We start from the raw sequence: 17,748 nt of genomic DNA on the forward strand, positions 1-17,748 counted from the left end.
CCGGGGGGAACTCAGGGATTTCCATCGGACATCGTGAGGTTCGCCGCGCTTTCCGGCACTCGCCCGCAAGGTGCGTGATTCGCGCCGAACGGTCAGCGTACGGGGGTGGAGGCTGTCCACTGGGGAGGGCGTACGCCACAAGTGCGGGCGAAGCCGGACGACACCGATAGCATCGGGACATGACCGATCCTGATCTCCATGCCCGGGCGCTGGCTGCCGAGGCCGCCGCGAACAACGACGCGACCGGCTGGTTCGAGCGCCTGTACGCCGAGGCCGAGGCCGGCGAAGCGGCCGTGCCGTGGGACACGAGGGTGCCGCACCCGCTGCTCGTCGACTGGGCCGACGCGGTGGGCCTGCACGGGCACGGCGAACCGGCGCTGGTGATCGGCTGCGGATACGGCGACGACGCGGAGTTCGCGGCCGCCCGGGGGTTCGGCGTCACGGCGTTCGACGTCTCGCCGAGCGCCGTCGCGGGCGTACGCGCCCGGTTCCCCGAGTCGACGGTCGACTATGTCGCCGCCGACCTCTTCGAACTGCCGAGCGCGTGGCGTCAGGCGTACCAGCTGGTCATCGAGATCTTCACCGTGCAAGCGCTACCGGAACGCCTGCGGGAGGCGGCCGTCGCCGCGATCTGCGAGACCGTCGCGCCGGGCGGACGGCTGATCGTGATCCAGCGTCAGCGGCCGGACGGGCCGGCCCCGGAAGGCCCGCCGTGGCCGCTGACCCGCGCGGACATCGACTTGTTCACCGCGAACGGCTTGGCGGCGGTGCAGGTGGAGTTACTGCCGGACGCCAGTGGCAACGGCGCGCGGTGGCGTGCGGAGTTCCGGCGCCCCGCGTCCTGACCTCTTCCCCGCTCGTCGCAGGACGCTCGTCGCGGATTTCTCGTCGCAGGATGCGGGATAACGCGGCTTTGGCTCGCGCCGAGGGGACGTTATCCGGCATCCTGCGACGGGCAGCCGGACACGGAAGCCCGACCAAGCGCCCGATCAAGCCCGGCGCGCTGGACCCAGTCGCCGCAGCAGCAGGTAGGCCTCACACCCGAGGCAGAGCCCGAAGGCGGCGTTGAGGAACGCCGCGATCAGCGCGAACGCGGTCGCGACGAGGCCGACCGCGGTCGCGCCGGTCAGGAAACCGAGGGCGGCAACGGTGGCGAAGACGAAGCCGACCGCTTGCGCGAACCGTACCGGTTCGGCCGGCTCGACCTCGCGCGGCGGGCCGAGCCGGGGCGCGACCAGGACGCGGAAGAGCACGCCGTAGGGGGCGTGCCGGGCGCTGAGCGCGCCGACGGCGAACACGACCGCCTGAGCGGCGGCGAGCCAGCCGCTCCGGGTGAGCGCGATCACGATGAGTACCACCGTGGTCACCATCGCCGCGAAACGGGGGCCACGGACGTCGAGCTGCATGAACGCCAAGTTACCGGGCAGTTGTGAACTCGCCGAGAACCGCGGCGACCGCTCCCATCAGCTGGGCACGGGTCGGCTGCCCGCTGGCCCGGCGGACGATGTTCCCGCCGGCGTCGACGAGCAGCACCGTCGGCGTACGCATGATGCCCAGCTCGCGGACGGCGTCGAGGTGCGACTCGGCGTCGACCTCGACGTGGCGTACGCCGTCGACGGTCTTCGCCGCCTGCTCGCACAGCACCCGGGTCGCCCGGCACGGGGCGCAGAACGCTGAGGAGAACTGGAGCAAAGTCAGCGGCGTGCCCGGCTGCCAGCCGAGTTCCCGCAGCATCGGCGCCTCCCCCGGAGCCTGGGATGTGAATCGGCCGTTGCGCCGCTTCCACGCGACGCCGATCGCGCTCGCGGCGGCGAGGGCGACGACGACGGTAAACAAGCTGACCAACGGCACCGCTCAACGGTAGCTTCCCGGTGTGAACGAATTGCGGCCGGAAGACTGGGCGACGACGGAACTCACAGCCCGCGGGATCAGCGTGCACGAGGTCACGTGGCCCCACCGATATCCCTGGTCCCAAGTGGCCAAGATCACCACCGACGCCGGGGACATGTGGCTCAAGCTGAACCTGGCCGACACGGTGTTCGAGGCGGGCCTGCTGCGCCTGCTCGGGACGCTGGTCCCGGCGCACGTCGTGGTGCCGCTCGCGGTCGACGCCGTACGCGGCTGGTCGCTGAGCCCGGACGGCGGTGTCACCCTGCGGGCGACCGAGGACGGCAAGTTCCGGATCGAGGTGTGGGAGCAGATGCTCGGCGAGTACGCCGACCTCCAGCGCAGCCTCACCCCGCACGTGGCCGACGTGCTCGCCGTCGGTACGCCCGACCTGCGTCCGCACCGGCTGCCGGAGCTGTTCGACCTGCTGCTGGACGAGCCCCTCGTCCGGGCGAACGTCGCCGATCAGCTCGACGCGCTGGCGGCCGTGCGGCCGGTCGTGGTCCGGGCGGCCGAGGAGCTCGCAGCGTCCGGGATCGCCCCGACGCTGCAGCACGACGACCTGCACGACGCGAACGTGCTCGTCCGGGGCGACAAACACGCCTTCTTCGACTGGGGCGACGCGAGCGTGGCGCACCCGTTCGGGACGCTGCTGGTGACGTTGCGCGTCGCCGCCCGCAAGGCCGAGGTCGAGGAGGGCGACCCGTTGCTGGCCCGGCTGCGGGACGCGTACCTGGAGGCGTGGACGGGTGAGCATGCCCGCGCGGACCTGGTCCGGTGGGCCGACGCCGCGCTGACCGTGACGAAGATCAGCCGCGCGATGTCCTATCGGCGGTCGCTGCAGGACGCTGAGGAGAAGGTGCTCGCCGAGTACGGCGAAGGCGTGTGGGGCTGGTTCGCCGAGCTGCTCGAACCCAACCCGATCTGACCCCCGACACGCCGCCCGGGCGACACCAGTCGGGCGCGTCTGCCAGGAGTGCGCTGGATCAGGGTTCTCGGTCGAATCTTGGCCCAAGATTCGACCCGGAACCCTGATCCAGCGCGCAAGGCAGGCCAGCGCGCAAGCGGGCGAAAGGCCGGCGCGCGGGTTGAAGCTAGCGGCCGGTGAGGCGCGAGACGGCCGGCCGGATCGCCCCACTGGTCTCGGCGAGCGCCTGCCGGGCGGCGTCGACGTCGGCGAGCTGGTGGTCGGGCGCGGCCAGCAGCATGAGCAGCGCCACCGACGGGTCGTCGCCGGATTCGGCCAGCGCTTCGGCGGCGAGGTCGCCGTCGACGTGCGCGGCGGCCGACAGCGTCCACACCGCACGCCGGCGCAGCTTGGCGTTGGTCGGCACGGCGCAGACCATCAGGTTGCCGTAGGTCCGCCCGTACTGGATCATCAGCGCGGTCGAGAACGTGTTGAGGATCAGCTTCGCCGCGGTGGCCGCCTTCATCCGGGTCGAGCCGGTGATGATCTCCGGGCCGGTGTCGGCGGCGATGAAGATGTCGGCGTGTTCGGCCAGCGACGCCTGCGGGTTCGACGTGATCAGCCCGGTGGTCGCGCCCAGCTTGCGGGCTTGCCGCAGCGCCCCGCCGACGTAGGGGGTACCGCCGCTGGCGGCGACGCCGAGCACCAGGTCGCCCGGTTGGACGTCGGAGGCGTCGCGCGCCCCGGCGCTGTCGTCGTCCTCGGCCTGTTCGGCGGCCCGCCACAGGGCGTCCACGCCGCCCGCGACGTGCGGGACGACCTGGTCCGGGCGCAGCGCGTAGGTCGGGCGCAGCTCGGCGGCGTCGGCGAAGGCCACCCGGCCGGAGGTGCCCGCGCCGTAGTAGTGGATGCGGCCGCCGCCGGCCAGGGCGCGTACCCCGGCTTCCACGGCCTCACCGATCTGGGGCAGTACCGCCGCCACCGCCGCCGGCACGGTCGCGTCGGCCTCGTTGATCAGCCGCAGGACGTCGGCCAGCGGCAGTTCGTCGATCCGCTCGGAGGCGGGGTTACGGCGTTCGGTCGGTGCGTCAGGTTCGACTTCCACGTACACGGTTGTTGGTCCTGCCTGCAGAGTGTCGGGACGAGACCGCGTCGTGCGCGCGGTCGAACGCCTCCCACGTCTGGTCCCCGCGTCGTTGTGCGAGCGCGGCGAACAGACAGTCGGCGACGTAGAGCTGAGCGATCCGGCTGACCGTCGCGCCGGTGCGGAAGAAGATGCTCTCCCGACCGGCGCTGGCCAGCACGATGTCGCTCATCTCGGCCAGGGGTGAGCGGGGGTAGTTGGTGATGGCCAGGGTGGTGGCGCCCCGCTGTTTCGCCACACGGACCGGGTCGAGCACTTCGACGGTGCGCCCCGAGTGCGACACCGCGATGACGACGTCCTGCGCGCTCAGGTGCGCCGCCGAGGCGACCGCCCGGTGCACGTCCGAGTACGCCAGGCAGGTGAGCCCGAGGTGGGACAGTTTGTGGTCGAGGTCGGCCACGACGACGTCGCTGGAGCCGACGCCGTACAGGTAGACCCGGTGCGCCCCGTTGAGGGCGTCGACCGCCGCCGCCAGCGCGTCCAGATCGAACGTGTCCACAGTGTCCTGGATGGCGCGCTGGGCGGCGTGGGCCATCTTCTGGGTGATGGCCGGCAGGTTGTCCTCAGGGGCGATGTCGGTCTCCGCGCCGATCGGCACATGCCGACCGGCCGACTGCTGCCGGTCGACCGCCACCGCCAGCAGCAGCCGCAGCTCGTGGTATCCGGTCAGGCCGACGTCGCGGCAGAACCGGGTGACCGTCGTCGCCGAGGTGCCGGCCCGCCGGGCCAGCTCCGAGATGCTGGCCCGGGCGATCTCCGACGGCTGCTCGATGACGAGCCGGCCGACGGCCTGTTCCGAGTCGGGCAGCGAGGGCAGCAGCCCCCGGAGCCGGGCCAGCAGGGAGTCGGCGTCGATCGGCGGGGTGTCACGCAGCGCACCCGAGCCGGAGGCGGCGGCGCCGGAGGAAACAGTCGTCATGCGCACATCATCCGTCACTTCATCTGACCGGCGGTCAGTCCGGCCTGGATTTGCCGTTGGAAGACGGCGTACACGACGAGGACGGGCAGCATGGCCAGGGTCAGACCGGCGAACAGCCGGGAGTAGTCGCCCCGATAGCCCTCGCTGACCGCCAACGCGGCCAGCCCCTGTGCCAGGACGTACTTGTTCTCGTCCTTCAGCAGGACGACCGGCAGCAGGTACTGGTTCCAGTGCGCGAGGAAGTTGAAGATGCCGACGCTGATCAGGCCGGGCTTGGCCATCGGCAGCATCACCCGGAAGAACAGCCGGAACGGTCCGCAGCCGTCGATCAGGGCCGCCTCGCTGACCGCGGTGGGCAGCGTACGGAAGAACGCGGTGAGGAAGAAGACCGTGAACGGCAGCGAGTACGCCGTGTACACCAGCATCAGGCCGGGCAGCGTGTCGAGCATCCCCGCGTCGCGGACGACGAAGAACAGCGGCACGAACGCGAGCACGACCGGGAACATCATGCCGCCGACGAAGGCGAAGTAGATGATCCGGTTGCCCCAGAACTGGTAGCGGGCCAGGGCGTACGCCGCGGTCGCGCCGAGCAGCATCGTCAGCGTGAGCGAACCGAGCAGCACGATGCCGGTGTTGACGAAGTACTGGCCGATGTGGCCGTGCGTCCAGGCTCGGCTGAAGTTGTCCCAGCGCAGCGAGCCCGGCAGACCCCACGGGTCGGACAGGATCTCGTTGTCGCTCTTGAACGCGCTCAGCACCGCCCACAGCAGCGGCAGCGCGGTGAGCAGACCCCAGACGAGCAGGAACGCGTGGGAGAAGACGTTGAGGGTGCCGTCGACGAGGCTCTTGCCGCCGGGCCGCGTCGCCGGGCCCCGTCGCGCCGGTGCGGCCTCGGTCGCCGGGTCGGCCGAAGTCAGAGTGCTCACGACAGCTCGATCCTCTCGCGGCGGGTCAGTCGCAGTGCGACGACGGTGATGGTGAGGGTCAGGAAGAACATGACCACGCCGATGGCCGAGCCGTAGCCGAACTGCGAGTCGCCGAAGGAGACGTCGTACACGCGCTCGCCGATGACGTCGGTGGAGAAGCTTGGCCCGCCGCGCGTCATGATCTGCACCAGCGCGAACGAGTCCATCGCGATGATGGCCAGGTACACCCAGGCGACCTGGATGGTGTCCCACAGCAGCGGCACGGTGATCTTGAACATGGTGGCGAACCGGCTGGCTCCGTCGAGCGCGGCGGCCTCGTAAATGTCCTTGGGCACCGACTGCATGGCCGCGCCGAACAGCACGACGTAGAAGCCGACGTTCGCCCAGACCATGACGGCCACGACCGCCCACAGGGCCACGTCGGGGTCGCCGAGCCAGATCTGCGCGAGGCCGTCGAGCCCGATCGCGCGCAGGCCGGCGTTCAGCAGGCCGGACCGTGGGTTGTAGACCTCGGTCCACAGCACGCCGATGACGGCGACCGACAGCATCTGGGGCGCGAAGTAGATCAGCTTGTAGATCGACGCGCCGCGCACGCCGGTGATCCGGCCGCTGCGCCCGCCGACGTTGAGCATCGTGGCCAGGAACAGCCCGAGCAGGATCGTGACGACGGGCAACAGCAGGAGCAGCCACAGGTTGTGCAGCAGGGCGTTCCAGATGTGCTCGTCGTGCCACAGGCGCTTGAAGTTGTCGAGCCCGACGACGTTGTAGTTCCGTGAAAGCCCGTGCCAGTCCGTCGTGGAGATGACGAAGGTCTGCGCGTACGGGGAGATCACGAAGTACGCGTACAGCGCCAACGGGGGCAGCAGGAAGGTCGCCAGCAGCGGCCATCTCCCGTGCTTCACAGTGTCACCTCCCAAAGGGGGAGCCCTCGCCGGGCTCCCCCTCCGTCTAGCCGGATCACGCGGTGCGCTTGTACTTCTTGAAGGAGCTGTCGGCGGCGATCTCGTCGGCGCCCTTCTGACAGGCCTTGAGGAACTCCTCCGGCGTCGTACGCCCGGAGAAGAAGTCGCCGCACGCGGCGTCGACCAGGTTGCGCTCCAGCTTGCGGTAGTACACCGGGTACACCCAGTTGAAGCCGTTGGAGCCGGACGCCTTGAGCGCGTCGACGACCGAGGACAGGCCCGGCGGCAGGGTGACGCCGTCGGCGGAGCCGGCCACGATGGTCAGGCTGGACACCTTCTGGGTGAAGTCCTTGGCGCCCTTCATCGACAGCATGTGCCGCATGTACTCCAGGCCACCGCGCTCGTTCTTGGCCTTGGCGGGGACGATGAACGGCTCACCGGCGGTGCCGCGGATCGCCTCGAACGGCAGCTTGTCGCCGGCGCCGAGGCTGGGCGTCGGGGCCACCGACATGTTGAAGCCCTGCGGCGTGACGTCCTTCTGCTCGCTCTCCAGCCACGACCCGTTGGGGATCATCGCCGCCTTGCCCTTGCACCATTCCGCCTGCGACTGCTTGTGGTCCAGGCCGGGGCTGCCCTCGAGGATGTACTTGTCCTTGACGATCTGGTACCAGGCGTCGGCCGCGGTCTTCATCGCGTCCGAGGTCCAGGCGTTCGGCTCGAGGTTGTCGATGGCCAGCGCGACGGAGTTGCCGCCGAGCTTGATCGCCGTCGACAGCACGGCCCAGCTGAAGTAGCGCGGGTGCTTGCCGGCGTAGGTCCACGGCGCGATGCCGGCCGCCTTGATGGTCTTGCACAGCGCGATGTGCTCGTCCCAGGTCTTCGGGTACGCCCAGCCCTTGTCGGTGAACAGCTTGCGGGAGTACCAGATGCCGTAGACGCTGTAGGCGTAGTTGAGGGCGTAGACGCCGTCGCCGAAGGTGCCGGAGGCGATCGCGCCCGGCAGCAGGGTCTCGCGGACCTTCTTGCCCGGCACGTCCAGGCTGGGCGCGTCGAGCAGCGGGGTCAGGTCGGCGAGCTGGTTCTGCGCGACGAGGTCGCCCAGCGGGATCTGGCCGGCGCCCGAGTCGTTGATGAAGTCCGGCGGCGTGCCGTCGACGAACCGCGGCTGGAGAGTCTTGTTGATCTCCACGACGGCGGAGTGCTTGATCTCCGCCTTCGGGTAGCTCTCCTTGTACATCGCCTCGTGCGCCTTGGCGTAGTCCTCGCCGAAGCCGCCGTTGAAGATGACGATCTCGAGCGGGGCGTCTTCCTTGACACCGAGCGGGTTCTTGTCGCTCTTGGTGCCCTCGTACTTGTCGGACTTGGTCTCCGGCTCGTCGTCGCCGAGCGCGCAGCCCGCGAGCAGGCCCGCCGATCCGGCGGCCGCAGCCACGCCCGCGCCGGCGCGCAGCACCGTGCGGCGGGTCAGATCATGTGCAGACATTCGGCTGTCCCTCTTCGTTGATGGGAGGTCTAGGGGTGGTGCCTCGTGTGCGGTGCGAGTGGTGAGACTGTGCCGGGTCGCCGTTGCCGTTGTCAAGGTTTAACCGTCACCTTTGTTGGATCGTTAAGAAATCACCGTGACCGGTTCGCGCCGTGTATCGTGCCGCTCGTGCTCACCATCGGCCTCGACGTCGGCGGCACCGGCGCCCGCGCCGCCCTCGCGCGCGACGGCGTCATTATCGCCACGACCAGCACAGATCGACCAACCCGGATCGGAGCGGGCGGGGTCGACGCGGCCAACGCGGTCGCCATCCTGACGCCCCTGGTGCGCGAATTCGTCACCGGCGGCCCCGGGCCGATCGCTGCGGTCGCCGCCGGCCTCACCGGCTTCGCGCTGCTCGGCGACGAGCTGCGGGTACGCCTGCCGCAAGCGCTGGCCGAGGCTACCGGAGCGCCCGTCGTGGCGCTCTGCTCCGACATGCTCACCTCGTACGCCGGAGCGCTGGGCCTGCGCGGTGGGGCCGTCGTCGCGGCGGGCACCGGCGCGGTGGCGTTGGGCTCGGACTGGCAGGGCGCCTGGCATCGGGTCGACGGCTGGGGCTACCTGCTCGGCGACGTCGGCGGCGGTTCGTGGCTCGGCCGGGCGGGCCTGCAGGCGGGGTTGCGCGCCGCCGACGGCCGTCCCGGCGGCTCACCGGCGTTGCTGGCGGCCCTGACCGAGCAGTACGGCGACCCGGCCGCGCTCGTCCGCGACCTCGCCGGGCGCGACGACCGGGCGGGGGTGATGGCCGGGTTCGTGCCCGCGATCGCCGACGCCGCCCGCTGCGGCGACCCGGTCGCCGCCGGCCTGCTCACCGACGCCGGTACGCAGTTGGCCCAGTCGGCGCTCGCCGCGCTGCCGCCCGGCGCGCCGCGCGAGATCGCGTACACGGGGAATCTGTTCCAGGCCGGTCCGGCGTTGTGGGACGCGTTCACCACGACCGTGACCGCCAGCGCGTCGTTGCGGGAACCGGCCGGCAGCGCCGTCGACGGTGCGCTGCGCCTCGCCCAGGGCGCCGCCTCAGGCACCCTGCCCCCCAACGCCCCCCTGCACCTCACCCACCCAGGCTCGTGATCATTGCGTCAGCCATGCTGTTTCGCGCGGCGAAATGCCCGATGCAACAGCATGGCTGACGCAATGATCTTGGCTTGGGCCGGGCAGCGGGCCGGGCGGCTGGTGCAGGGGGCGTCGGGTGCGGGCACCGGGCCGAGCGGTGCCCGCAGGAGGAAAGCCCGGATCACCAACCGGCCGGGTAGTACGCCACCGACCAGCCCCGGTACGAGCCGTGGTCGAGATACCCGGCCACGCCGACGCCGCCGCTGACCGAGGTCCCGATGACCTTGCCCTCGCCGAGGCTGATCGCGACGTGCCCGCTGCCGGCGGAGTTGTGGTACCAGACGAGCGCGCCGCGTGGCGGGATGCCGCTGGTCTTCATGTAGCCGTGGTTGACCATGTAGTCGCCGCCGATCTCGGCGGTGTTCCAGCCCGAGCCGCCCCACCCGTACGCCTGCGCGGTGAACGCCAGGCACAGGTTCTCGTAGGACGTCGACCGGTAGCGTGCGAACGCCCAGTCGATGGCGCCGTTGGCCGACCGCGGGTTCGCCCGCGGCGGCGCGCCGACGTAGTTGCACGAGTCGGCGACGGTGCCGTCCGAGCCGGTGTAGACGTACGCGTCGGAGACGTAGCCGCCGTTGGACAGCATGTCCCAGATGTTCGAGGTGCCGTATGTTCCGGTCACCGTGGTGCCGGTCTGCTGGCACAGGATGGTGACGGCGGCGCCGTCGGCGACGGTGCGCCACCCGTTGTAGCCGGTGCCAGGGCCTGACCGTACGGTCAGCGCGCTGCCGGCGGTGTTGACGGTGCCGGAGCCGTCGGCGTTGGCGACCCCGGGCAGTCCGAGCAGCAGGCCCGTGATCGCGGTGGCGACGACGGCCGCATTGATGAGTTTCCGCATACCGATGATAGTGGGGCGGCCGGTTACACGATCCCTACAGCCGCACTACAGCCCGGCGGCCCGACCCGATGGTAAGCGCTTTCCGAACCTGCTAGCCTGCCCCGATGCACGAGACGTTCGAGGTGACTCCGGCCGGTTTCCAGCTGGCCGGCCGCCCCTTCCGGGTCCTGTCCGGCGCGCTGCACTACTTCCGGGTGCACCCCGATCAGTGGCGCCACCGGCTGCGCATGCTGCGCGCGATGGGGCTGAACACGGTGGAGACCTACGTCCCGTGGAACCTGCACGAGCCCCGGCGCGGCGAGCACCACTTCGCGGGGCTGACCGATCTCGGCGGTTTCCTCGACGCAGCCCGCGACGAGGGCCTGTACGCGATCGTCCGCCCCGGTCCCTACATCTGCGCCGAGTGGGACAACGGCGGACTGCCCTCGTGGCTGACCGGCGCATTGCCGCCGACCCGGTTGCGCTGCGCCGACCCGGAGTACCTGGCCGAAGTGGACCGCTGGTTCGACGTGCTGATCCCGCACGTCGCCGCCCGCCAGCTCACACGCGGCGGCACCGTCCTCATGGTCCAGGTCGAGAACGAGTACGGCTCCTACGGCAGCGACCTGACCTATCTGCGGCACCTCGCCGACGGGCTGCGCGAGCGCGGGATCGCCGTGCCGCTGTTCACCTCCGACGGCCCCGAGGACCACATGCTCACCGGCGGCTCCGTCCCGGGACTGCTCGCCACGGTGAACTTCGGCAGCCGCCCGCTGGAGGCGTTCGCCAAGCTCGCCGAGCACCGCCCGCAAGACCCGCCGATGTGCATGGAGTTCTGGTGCGGCTGGTTCGACCACTGGGGTCACGATCGCGTACTGCGCGACCCGGCCGACGCCGCCAAGGACCTCGACGCGATGCTCGCGGCGGGCGCGTCGGTCAACATCTACATGGCGCACGGCGGCACCAACTTCGGCACGACCGCGGGCGCCAACCTCGCCGCGCCCGGTCTCGACGGCGACTACCGGCCGACCGTCACCTCCTACGACTACGACGCCCCGATCGACGAGGCGGGCCGCGCGACGCCGAAGTTCTGGGCGTTCCGCGAGGTGCTGTCCGCGTACCGCAACGAGGTCGACGGGCCGCTGCCCGAGCCGCCCGCCCCGACGCCGGTCCAGGCCCGCACCTCGGTCACGCTTGCCCAAGGGGTACGCCTGGAGCAGGTCATCGACAGCGTCGGGCTCCCCGAGACGGTCGCGCCGAACCCGCCGACCTTCGAGGAGCTCGGGATCGTCCACGGGATCGTGCGCTACACCGCCACCGTCCCGGGCCTGCGGACGGCGTACCCCTTGGTGCTTCGCGGACTGGCCGACCGCGCACAGGTGGCGGTCGACGGTGTGGTCCTCGGCGTGCTGGAGCGCGACCGGCCCGCGGACCTGTCGTTCGCGGTGCCCGCCGAAGGCGCGCGCCTGGAGCTGCTCGTCGAGTCGATGGGCCGGGCGAACTACGGCCCGATCGTCGGCGAACGCAAAGGCCTGACCGGCGGGGTGCTGCACGAACGTCAGTACGTCCACGGCTGGACCGCCCGGCCCCTGCCGCTCGACGGGCCACTGCCGGCCGTGCCGTGGGACTCCTCCGCTGACGACACTGTGGACGGGCCGGCCTTCCGCCGCGGCTTCGTCACCGTCGGCGAACCCGCCGACGCGTGGCTGCGCCCGGGCGGCGGCAAGGGCTACCTGTGGCTCAACGGGTTCCTGCTGGGCCGCTGCTGGTCGGCCGGCCCGCAACGCGCCCTGTACGCTCCGGCGCCTCTGTGGCGCCCCGGCCCCAACGAACTCGTCGTCCTCACCCTCGACCCGCCCCTCACCGCCGCCACCCCGGCCGTCGTCGACCTCCTCGACTCCCCCGCCTTGTCCTGACCCCCGTCGTGTCCCGTCGATCATGAACCTTCGGTCATGATCGACCGGTGTGTCGTGTCCCTGGCGCCCTGATCGTTTCCCCAGCGCCCTGATCAAAATCGGGGCGTAGCGTCGGCCGCATGGTGGAGATCCTGCGGCCGCACGCCGTACGCCCCGGTGACGTGGTGGCGGTGGCCGCCTTGTCGGCGCCGCTGATGCCGGCCGACGAACCGCTGCTCGACCGGGGTGTGGCCGTGCTGGAGTCGGCCGGGTTCCGCGTACGCGTCGCGGCGCTGGTCGTCGACGGGTCGCGGCGCTGGTGGTCGGCGGGTTCGCCGGAGCGCATCGCCGGGGAGTTCAACGGGTTGCTCCGCGATCCGCAGGTGCGGGCGGTCGTCGCACACACCGGCGGCAATACGACCGCGTCCTACCTGGATCTGGTGGACCTCGACGCGATCCGGGCCGATCCGAAGCCCATCCTCGGCTACAGCGACGTCTCCCTGCTCACTTTGTCCCTGTACGCCCGGCTGGGGTTGGTCGGCTTCCACGCCGACTTCGCCACGCACGGCATGGGGCTGGACTGGTTCGGCCTGGCCGACGCCGCCCGCCGCGCGCAGCTGGCCGACGTCTACCGCCGGGTGCTCGCCGGCGACGCGCCGGTCGTGCTGCCGCCGAGCCGGCCGGACGCCTGGGCGACGTGGCGGCCGGGGGTCGCCGAGGGCCGGCTGGTCGGCGGGCTGCTGAACCGGATCGTGCGCCTGCAGGCGACCCCGTACGCGTTGCGGCAGCACTTCGACGGGGCGCTGCTGTTCTGGGAGGAGGTACGCCGTCCGCTCGAGTGGGTCTGGAACGATCTGCACCTGCTGCGCGTCGCCGGGGTGCTGGACCGGATCGCCGGGATGGTCGTCGGCGTACCGCTGGAGGTGTCCACCGAGTATCCCGATCCGCCGTCGTTGCGTGACGTGGTCCTCGACGTCGTCGGCGGGCGTGACCTGCCGATCCTGGCCGGAGTCGACTTCGGACACACGTCGGCGAACCTGCCGTTGCCGCTCGGCGTGCGGGCCTCGCTCGACGCGAGCGCGCGTACGCTGACGCTGCTCGAATCCGCCGTGCGGTAAGGCCCGGCGGGGTGTCGGTGCCGGACTGTCGGTAGCCTCTGGTAGAAGAGTGCTATCAAACATGTGTTCGGAGAGTGGACGGAGTGGAGTAGCGACGATGACCGGGAAGGGACTGACCAAGACGGATCTGGAGCAGATCCGTGGGGTGCTCGACGGCGGCAAGCGGCCGCGTGTGATGTTCACCGAGTCGGCCGGGCAGATCGCCGGCCAGATCGGCCAGGTCGTCGCCCTGGAGGATCCGGACGCCGGTGACGAGTGGATCGTGGTGAAGTTCGGCGGCGACGCCCTGCCCTTCTCCCCCGCCGATCTCCAGCTGCCGCCGAAGGGCGCGGCCGCCCGGCGTGCCGACGCGGTGGTGACGCCGGCTCCGGAGCAGACTGAGCCGGGTGGGCGGCGTCCGCTCGCGATCGGCGAAGACCTCATCGACCCCGCCAAACCCAGCACCGAGAAGACCGCACGTCAGGAGCCCGCAGTGTCCGATGTCACGCCCGCCGAGCCGGCCGCGCCGGCGCCCCGCAAGCCCGCCGCGCGTGCGGCGAAGGTGAAGACCCCGCCGGGGCTGGTGGTGACGCTGGCCTATACCGAGGGCGAGTGGACGGTCGGCGCGATGCAGGGTTCCAAGGCGCTGGCCAAGCCTTATGTGATCAAGCCGGCCGAGGCGCTGAAGATGGTGAGCCTGCTCGACGTGCCCGGTGTGCAGGAGGCGGTGGAGCAGATCCTGGCGTCCGAGCGGGACAACGCGCGGGCGGCGGCGGAGAAGCTGCGGGCCGAGCTGGCCGAGATCGAGGCGAAGCTGGCCGAGCTGGGCGCGTGACCCGGTCCGGCCGCACACCTGACCGGGGTCAGCTCGGCAGCATGCCTGATCGGGGTCAGGCCAGGAGCACGGCCAGCGGGAAGACCACGAACTCGGCGTAGAACAGCTTCCAGATCAGCATGTAGTAGCGACGGACGGCGTCGGTGTCGGCGCCGTCCACGCGTATCCCGGTCAGCCACAGGACGGCCAGCGCGATCAGGTGCGTGGCGATGAGCACGAGGCTGCTGGCGTCCGGGACGCCGGCCAGCCCGGCGGCGATGACGGCGGCGTACCCGGCGGTCAGGATCGCCTGGCACAGGCGCAGCGTGCGGCGCGGGCCGATGGTCAGCACCAGGGTCGAGACCTGGTGGCGGCGGTCGCCTTCGACGTCCGGGATGTCTTTCATGAGCGCGATGACGGCCGCGAACCCGGCCATGAAGCCCACCATCAGCAGCACGTAGGCGGGCAGCTCAGCCCGTCCGGTGAGCGCCGCCGAGTAGGCGAGGTAGACGCCGAGGTTGGCGACGATGGCGCGGGCGGCGATGATGCACGCCGCGGCCAGCACCGGGAACCGTTTGAGCCGCACCGGCGGCACCGAGTAGCCGGTGCCGATCGCGGCGATGACCGCGATCGCGGTGAACAGGTAGCGGCCTTGCAGCCCGGCCAGCAGCAACGCCCCGGCGCCGGACACCACGACGATCGCGACCGCTACGCCGCGGCGTAGCGTACCGGCGGCCAGCGGCAGGTAAGGCTTGCTGATCCGATCGATCTCGACGTCGGTGAGCTGGTTGAGCCCGACGACGTACACGTTGACGGCGAGGCTGGCGGCGAGCACCAGCAGCCACAGGGCCGGGTCCTGCCGCTGGGCGGCGTGGGTGGCCAGCACATACAGCGCGCACACCGCGAACGCGGTGCCGATGACGGTGTGCGGGCGCGAGAACGCCCACAGGGTGCGTAGTCCCGCCGCGGTGGTCCTCATGCCGCTGACTATGCCTTGATCAAGGACGCCGCACCACCGGCTCGCCTGTGGTGGTGCGGCATTTTCATCCCTCTGGTGCGAGGGTTGAGTCACCCGGGATGGGATGACTGAGTCGCCCGGGACGGAGCGACTGAGTAGGCGACTGAGGCCGTCAGTGCGCCCCGTCCGGGATGTGCTCGACGCCGATGCGCTTGCGGAACACCCAGTAGGTCCAGCCCTGGTAGAGCAGCACCAGCGGAGTGAACACGACCGCCACCCAGGTCATGATCTTCAGCGTGTACGGGGTGGACGACGCGTTCTGCGCGGTCAGGCTCCACTCCGGCAGCAGCGACGACGGGAACACGTTCGGCCACAGGGCCACGAACAGCGAGACCACCGTCAACGCTATGCACGCGGCCGTCCCGGCGAACGCCCAGCCTTCCTTGCGGGTCCCCGGTCGCTGCCCCTTGCGTACCACGATGAGCGACAGGGAGGCCGCGAACGCCGCGACCGCCGCCACGGACAGCGCGATCGACGCGCCGGTGGACCGGTAGCTGAAGGTGAACGCGAAGAACGCTACCGCGAACACCGCGGCGACCAGCCCGGCCTTCGACGCGATCGCGCGGGCCGAGTCGCGGACCTCGCCGGTGGTCTTGAGGGTCAGGAAGATCGCGCCGTGGGTGAGGAACAGCAGCACCATCGTCACCCCGGCCAGCACCGAGTACGGGTTGAGCAGGTCCCAGAACGAGCCGACGTACTCCAGCGGCCCGTTGGGCAGCGGCTGGGGCCGGATCTTGAGCCCGTGGACGATGTTGCCGAACGCGACGCCCCACAGGAACGCCGGGACCACCGACCCGATCACGATGCAGGCGTCCCACCGGCGGCGCCACTTCGGGTCGTCACGGGTGCCGCGGTACTCGAACGCCACCCCGCGCACGATCAACGCGACCAGGATGAGCAGCAGCGGCAGGTAGAACGCGCTGAACATGGTCGCGTACCACTCGGGGAAGGCGGCGAACGTCGCGCCGCCGGCGGTGATGACCCAGACCTCGTTGCCGTCCCAGACCGGCCCGATCGTGTTGATCAGCACGCGGCGGCGGCGTTCGGCCAGCGCCTGGTCGCCGCGGGCCCGGCCGAGGACCGGCAGGAGCATGCCGACGCCGAAGTCGAAGCCTTCCAGGACGAAGTAGCCGGTCCACAGGATCGCGATGAGGATGAACCAGACGGTGGTCAGTTCCATGGTCTTCTCTCCGGCCTAGTAGGCGAACGCCAGGGGCTGGTCGGTCTTGTCCGGCTTCTCCGGCGGCGGCGTCACGTCCGGTACGCCGGCCTTGGCGTACTTGAGCAGCAGCCCGATCTCGACGACGGCGAGCACCCCGTAGAGCACGGTGAACACGGTCAGCGAGGTGATCACTTGGCTGACGCCGACCGACGGTGACACGCCCTGCGCCGTCTTGAGCTGGCCGAACACGATCCACGGCTGGCGGCCCATCTCGGTGAAGATCCAGCCGACCGAGTTCGCGGCCAGCGGCAGCAGCGGCAGGCTCAGCCCGGCCCAGCGCAGCCACCGTCCGCGCGGCGTACGCCCGCGCCGGGTCGCCCACAGCGCCCACAGCGCGACCAGGCCGGCGAGCGCACCGAAGGTGATCATGAGGCGGAACGTCCAGTAGGTCACCGGGATGATCGGCGTGTAGCTGCCCGGCCCGTACTTCTGCTCATACTCGGCCTGCAGGTCGTTGATGCCCTGGACTTGCCCGTCGAAGCTGCCGGTGCCGAGGAACGACAGCAGGCCCGGCACCTCGATCGAGTAGATCGGCTCACTGCCGTCCAGGGTGCCGATCGTGAACAGCGAGAACGGCGCGGGCTGCTGCGTCTCGTACAACGCCTCGGCCGCCGCCATCTTCATCGGCTGCACCTCGGTCATGATCTTGCCCTGGGTGTCGCCGGTGACGAACAGGGCCGCGGTCGCCACCAGCGCCGTCCACCCGCCGACCTTCAACGCGCTGCGGTACGCCCGCCGGTCTTTGTCGTCGGTGGTCTTGTCGCGCATGACGTGCCATAGGGCGACTCCGGCGACCAGTGCGCCGCCGGTGAGGAAGCAGCCGGCGAGGGTGTGCGGGAAGGTGACCAGGGTGACCTTGTTCGTCAGGACCGCCACGAAGTCGGTCAGTTCGGCCCGCCCGGTCTCCGGGTTGAGCTTGAACCCGACCGGGTTCTGCATGAACGAGTTCGCGGCGAGGATGAAGTACGCCGACAGCGCGGTGCCGAACGCGGCGATCCAGATGCACGCGAGGTGGATCTTGCGGGGCAGCTTGTCCCAGCCGAAGATCCACAGCCCGAGGAAGGTCGACTCGAGGAAGAACGCCAGCAGCGCCTCGATCGCCAGCGGCGCGCCGAAGATGTCGCCGACGAACCGCGAGTACGCCGACCAGTTCATGCCGAACTGGAACTCCTGCACGATCCCGGTGACGACGCCCATCGCGAAGTTGATCAGGAACAGCTTGCCGTAGAACTTCGTCAGCTTCAGCCACCGCGCGGCGTGCGGATCGCGACGCTTCTCCGCGCGTACCCAGGCCGTCTGGAACCCCGCCACGAGGAACGACAACCCGATCGTGATCGGTACGAACAGGAAGTGGTAGACGGTCGTGATGCCGAACTGCCACCTGGCCCAGTCGAGCGCGTCCATGCCGGTCCTTTCGCTGGTCGTCCTGCCGCGACCATACGACCGGCCCAGGGGCGTTGGAGGGGAAATGTGACCCAACTCCGCAGGCCGCAGGTCCTGCGCCGGGTGGGGTGATCTGACCGGATTCGATGGGCCGGGCCATCGATCCCCTGCTGGCGGCC

17 protein-coding genes are annotated in these 17,748 nt (G+C 70.6%); 6 read left to right on the forward strand and 11 right to left on the reverse strand.

What is annotated here, in order from left to right:
• Positions 1–179 precede the first annotated feature (179 nt).
• Positions 180–845, forward strand: a complete 666-nt coding sequence (locus AB0H43_RS09745; RefSeq protein ID WP_359998853.1) for a class I SAM-dependent methyltransferase — start codon at positions 180–182, stop codon at positions 843–845.
• A gap of 144 nt (positions 846–989) precedes the next feature.
• On the opposite strand, the gene AB0H43_RS09750 is transcribed toward AB0H43_RS09745, so the two are convergent.
• Together AB0H43_RS09750 and AB0H43_RS09755 are read right to left on the reverse strand one after the other, a co-directional pair.
• Positions 990–1,406: a DUF4395 domain-containing protein gene (locus AB0H43_RS09750; RefSeq protein ID WP_359998854.1), complete on the reverse strand. Its 417-nt coding sequence runs from the start codon at positions 1,404–1,406 to the stop codon at positions 990–992.
• A 10-nt stretch (positions 1,407–1,416) separates the two neighbouring features.
• The gene (locus AB0H43_RS09755; RefSeq protein ID WP_359998855.1) at positions 1,417–1,851 is read right to left on the reverse strand and encodes a thioredoxin family protein; all 435 of its coding nucleotides are present in this window, start codon (positions 1,849–1,851) and stop codon (positions 1,417–1,419) included.
• Between the two features lie 22 nt (positions 1,852–1,873).
• Here AB0H43_RS09755 and AB0H43_RS09760 point away from each other — a divergent pair, with 22 nt between their 5' ends.
• Positions 1,874–2,815 carry an aminoglycoside phosphotransferase family protein gene (locus AB0H43_RS09760; protein ID WP_359998856.1) on the forward strand — a complete coding sequence of 314 codons (942 nt, stop codon included), beginning with the start codon at positions 1,874–1,876 and terminating at the stop codon, positions 2,813–2,815.
• Positions 2,816–2,981: 166 nt separating this feature from the next.
• On the opposite strand, the gene AB0H43_RS09765 is transcribed toward AB0H43_RS09760, so the two are convergent.
• From AB0H43_RS09765 to ngcE, 5 genes are all read right to left on the reverse strand, one after another.
• A complete protein-coding gene (locus AB0H43_RS09765; RefSeq protein ID WP_359998857.1) occupies positions 2,982–3,899 on the reverse strand; it encodes an N-acetylmuramic acid 6-phosphate etherase in 918 nt (305 codons plus the stop codon).
• The gene (locus AB0H43_RS09770) at positions 3,883–4,857 is read right to left on the reverse strand and encodes a MurR/RpiR family transcriptional regulator (protein ID WP_359998858.1); all 975 of its coding nucleotides are present in this window, start codon (positions 4,855–4,857) and stop codon (positions 3,883–3,885) included. Before AB0H43_RS09770 ends, AB0H43_RS09765 begins: the two co-directional genes overlap by 17 nt.
• A gap of 14 nt (positions 4,858–4,871) precedes the next feature.
• Entirely contained in the window at positions 4,872–5,660 is a 789-nt protein-coding gene (locus tag AB0H43_RS09775; RefSeq protein WP_359999316.1) for a carbohydrate ABC transporter permease, read from the reverse strand.
• Positions 5,661–5,779: 119 nt separating this feature from the next.
• A complete protein-coding gene (locus tag AB0H43_RS09780) occupies positions 5,780–6,685 on the reverse strand; it encodes a sugar ABC transporter permease (protein ID WP_359998859.1) in 906 nt (301 codons plus the stop codon).
• Positions 6,686–6,740: 55 nt separating this feature from the next.
• Entirely contained in the window at positions 6,741–8,168 is a 1,428-nt protein-coding gene (ngcE, locus tag AB0H43_RS09785) for an N-acetylglucosamine/diacetylchitobiose ABC transporter substrate-binding protein (protein WP_359998860.1), read from the reverse strand.
• A 168-nt stretch (positions 8,169–8,336) separates the two neighbouring features.
• Here ngcE and AB0H43_RS09790 point away from each other — a divergent pair, with 168 nt between their 5' ends.
• Entirely contained in the window at positions 8,337–9,281 is a 945-nt protein-coding gene (locus AB0H43_RS09790) for a BadF/BadG/BcrA/BcrD ATPase family protein (protein WP_359998861.1), read from the forward strand.
• A 163-nt stretch (positions 9,282–9,444) separates the two neighbouring features.
• On the opposite strand, the gene AB0H43_RS09795 is transcribed toward AB0H43_RS09790, so the two are convergent.
• Positions 9,445–10,161 carry a hypothetical protein gene (locus AB0H43_RS09795; protein ID WP_359998862.1) on the reverse strand — a complete coding sequence of 239 codons (717 nt, stop codon included), beginning with the start codon at positions 10,159–10,161 and terminating at the stop codon, positions 9,445–9,447.
• A 104-nt stretch (positions 10,162–10,265) separates the two neighbouring features.
• Between AB0H43_RS09795 and AB0H43_RS09800 the strand changes: the two genes are divergently transcribed.
• The 3 genes from AB0H43_RS09800 to AB0H43_RS09810 all read left to right on the forward strand — a co-directional run bounded on the left by AB0H43_RS09800 (position 10,266) and on the right by AB0H43_RS09810 (position 13,967).
• Positions 10,266–12,056, forward strand: a complete 1,791-nt coding sequence (locus tag AB0H43_RS09800; protein ID WP_359998863.1) for a beta-galactosidase family protein — start codon at positions 10,266–10,268, stop codon at positions 12,054–12,056.
• Positions 12,057–12,175: 119 nt separating this feature from the next.
• On the forward strand, positions 12,176–13,153 hold the full coding sequence (locus tag AB0H43_RS09805) for an LD-carboxypeptidase (protein ID WP_359998864.1): 978 nt from the start codon (positions 12,176–12,178) through the stop codon (positions 13,151–13,153).
• A gap of 97 nt (positions 13,154–13,250) precedes the next feature.
• Positions 13,251–13,967, forward strand: coding sequence for a hypothetical protein (locus AB0H43_RS09810; protein ID WP_359998865.1), 717 nt, complete (start codon positions 13,251–13,253; stop codon positions 13,965–13,967).
• A 55-nt stretch (positions 13,968–14,022) separates the two neighbouring features.
• Here AB0H43_RS09810 and AB0H43_RS09815 read toward each other — a convergent pair whose 3' ends face one another.
• The 3 genes from AB0H43_RS09815 to AB0H43_RS09825 all read right to left on the reverse strand — a co-directional run bounded on the left by AB0H43_RS09815 (position 14,023) and on the right by AB0H43_RS09825 (position 17,590).
• Positions 14,023–14,925, reverse strand: coding sequence for a homogentisate phytyltransferase (locus tag AB0H43_RS09815; RefSeq protein ID WP_359998866.1), 903 nt, complete (start codon positions 14,923–14,925; stop codon positions 14,023–14,025).
• A 151-nt stretch (positions 14,926–15,076) separates the two neighbouring features.
• The gene (gene cydB, locus AB0H43_RS09820; RefSeq protein ID WP_359998867.1) at positions 15,077–16,144 is read right to left on the reverse strand and encodes a cytochrome d ubiquinol oxidase subunit II; all 1,068 of its coding nucleotides are present in this window, start codon (positions 16,142–16,144) and stop codon (positions 15,077–15,079) included.
• 15 nt (positions 16,145–16,159) lie between these two features.
• Complete coding sequence (locus AB0H43_RS09825; protein WP_359998868.1) at positions 16,160–17,590, reverse strand: cytochrome ubiquinol oxidase subunit I; 1,431 nt, start codon at positions 17,588–17,590, stop codon at positions 16,160–16,162.
• Positions 17,591–17,748 lie beyond the last annotated feature (158 nt).

The sequence above is a fragment of the Hamadaea sp. NPDC050747 genome (assembly GCF_040654195.1).
GTDB lineage: Bacteria > Actinomycetota > Actinomycetes > Mycobacteriales > Micromonosporaceae > Hamadaea.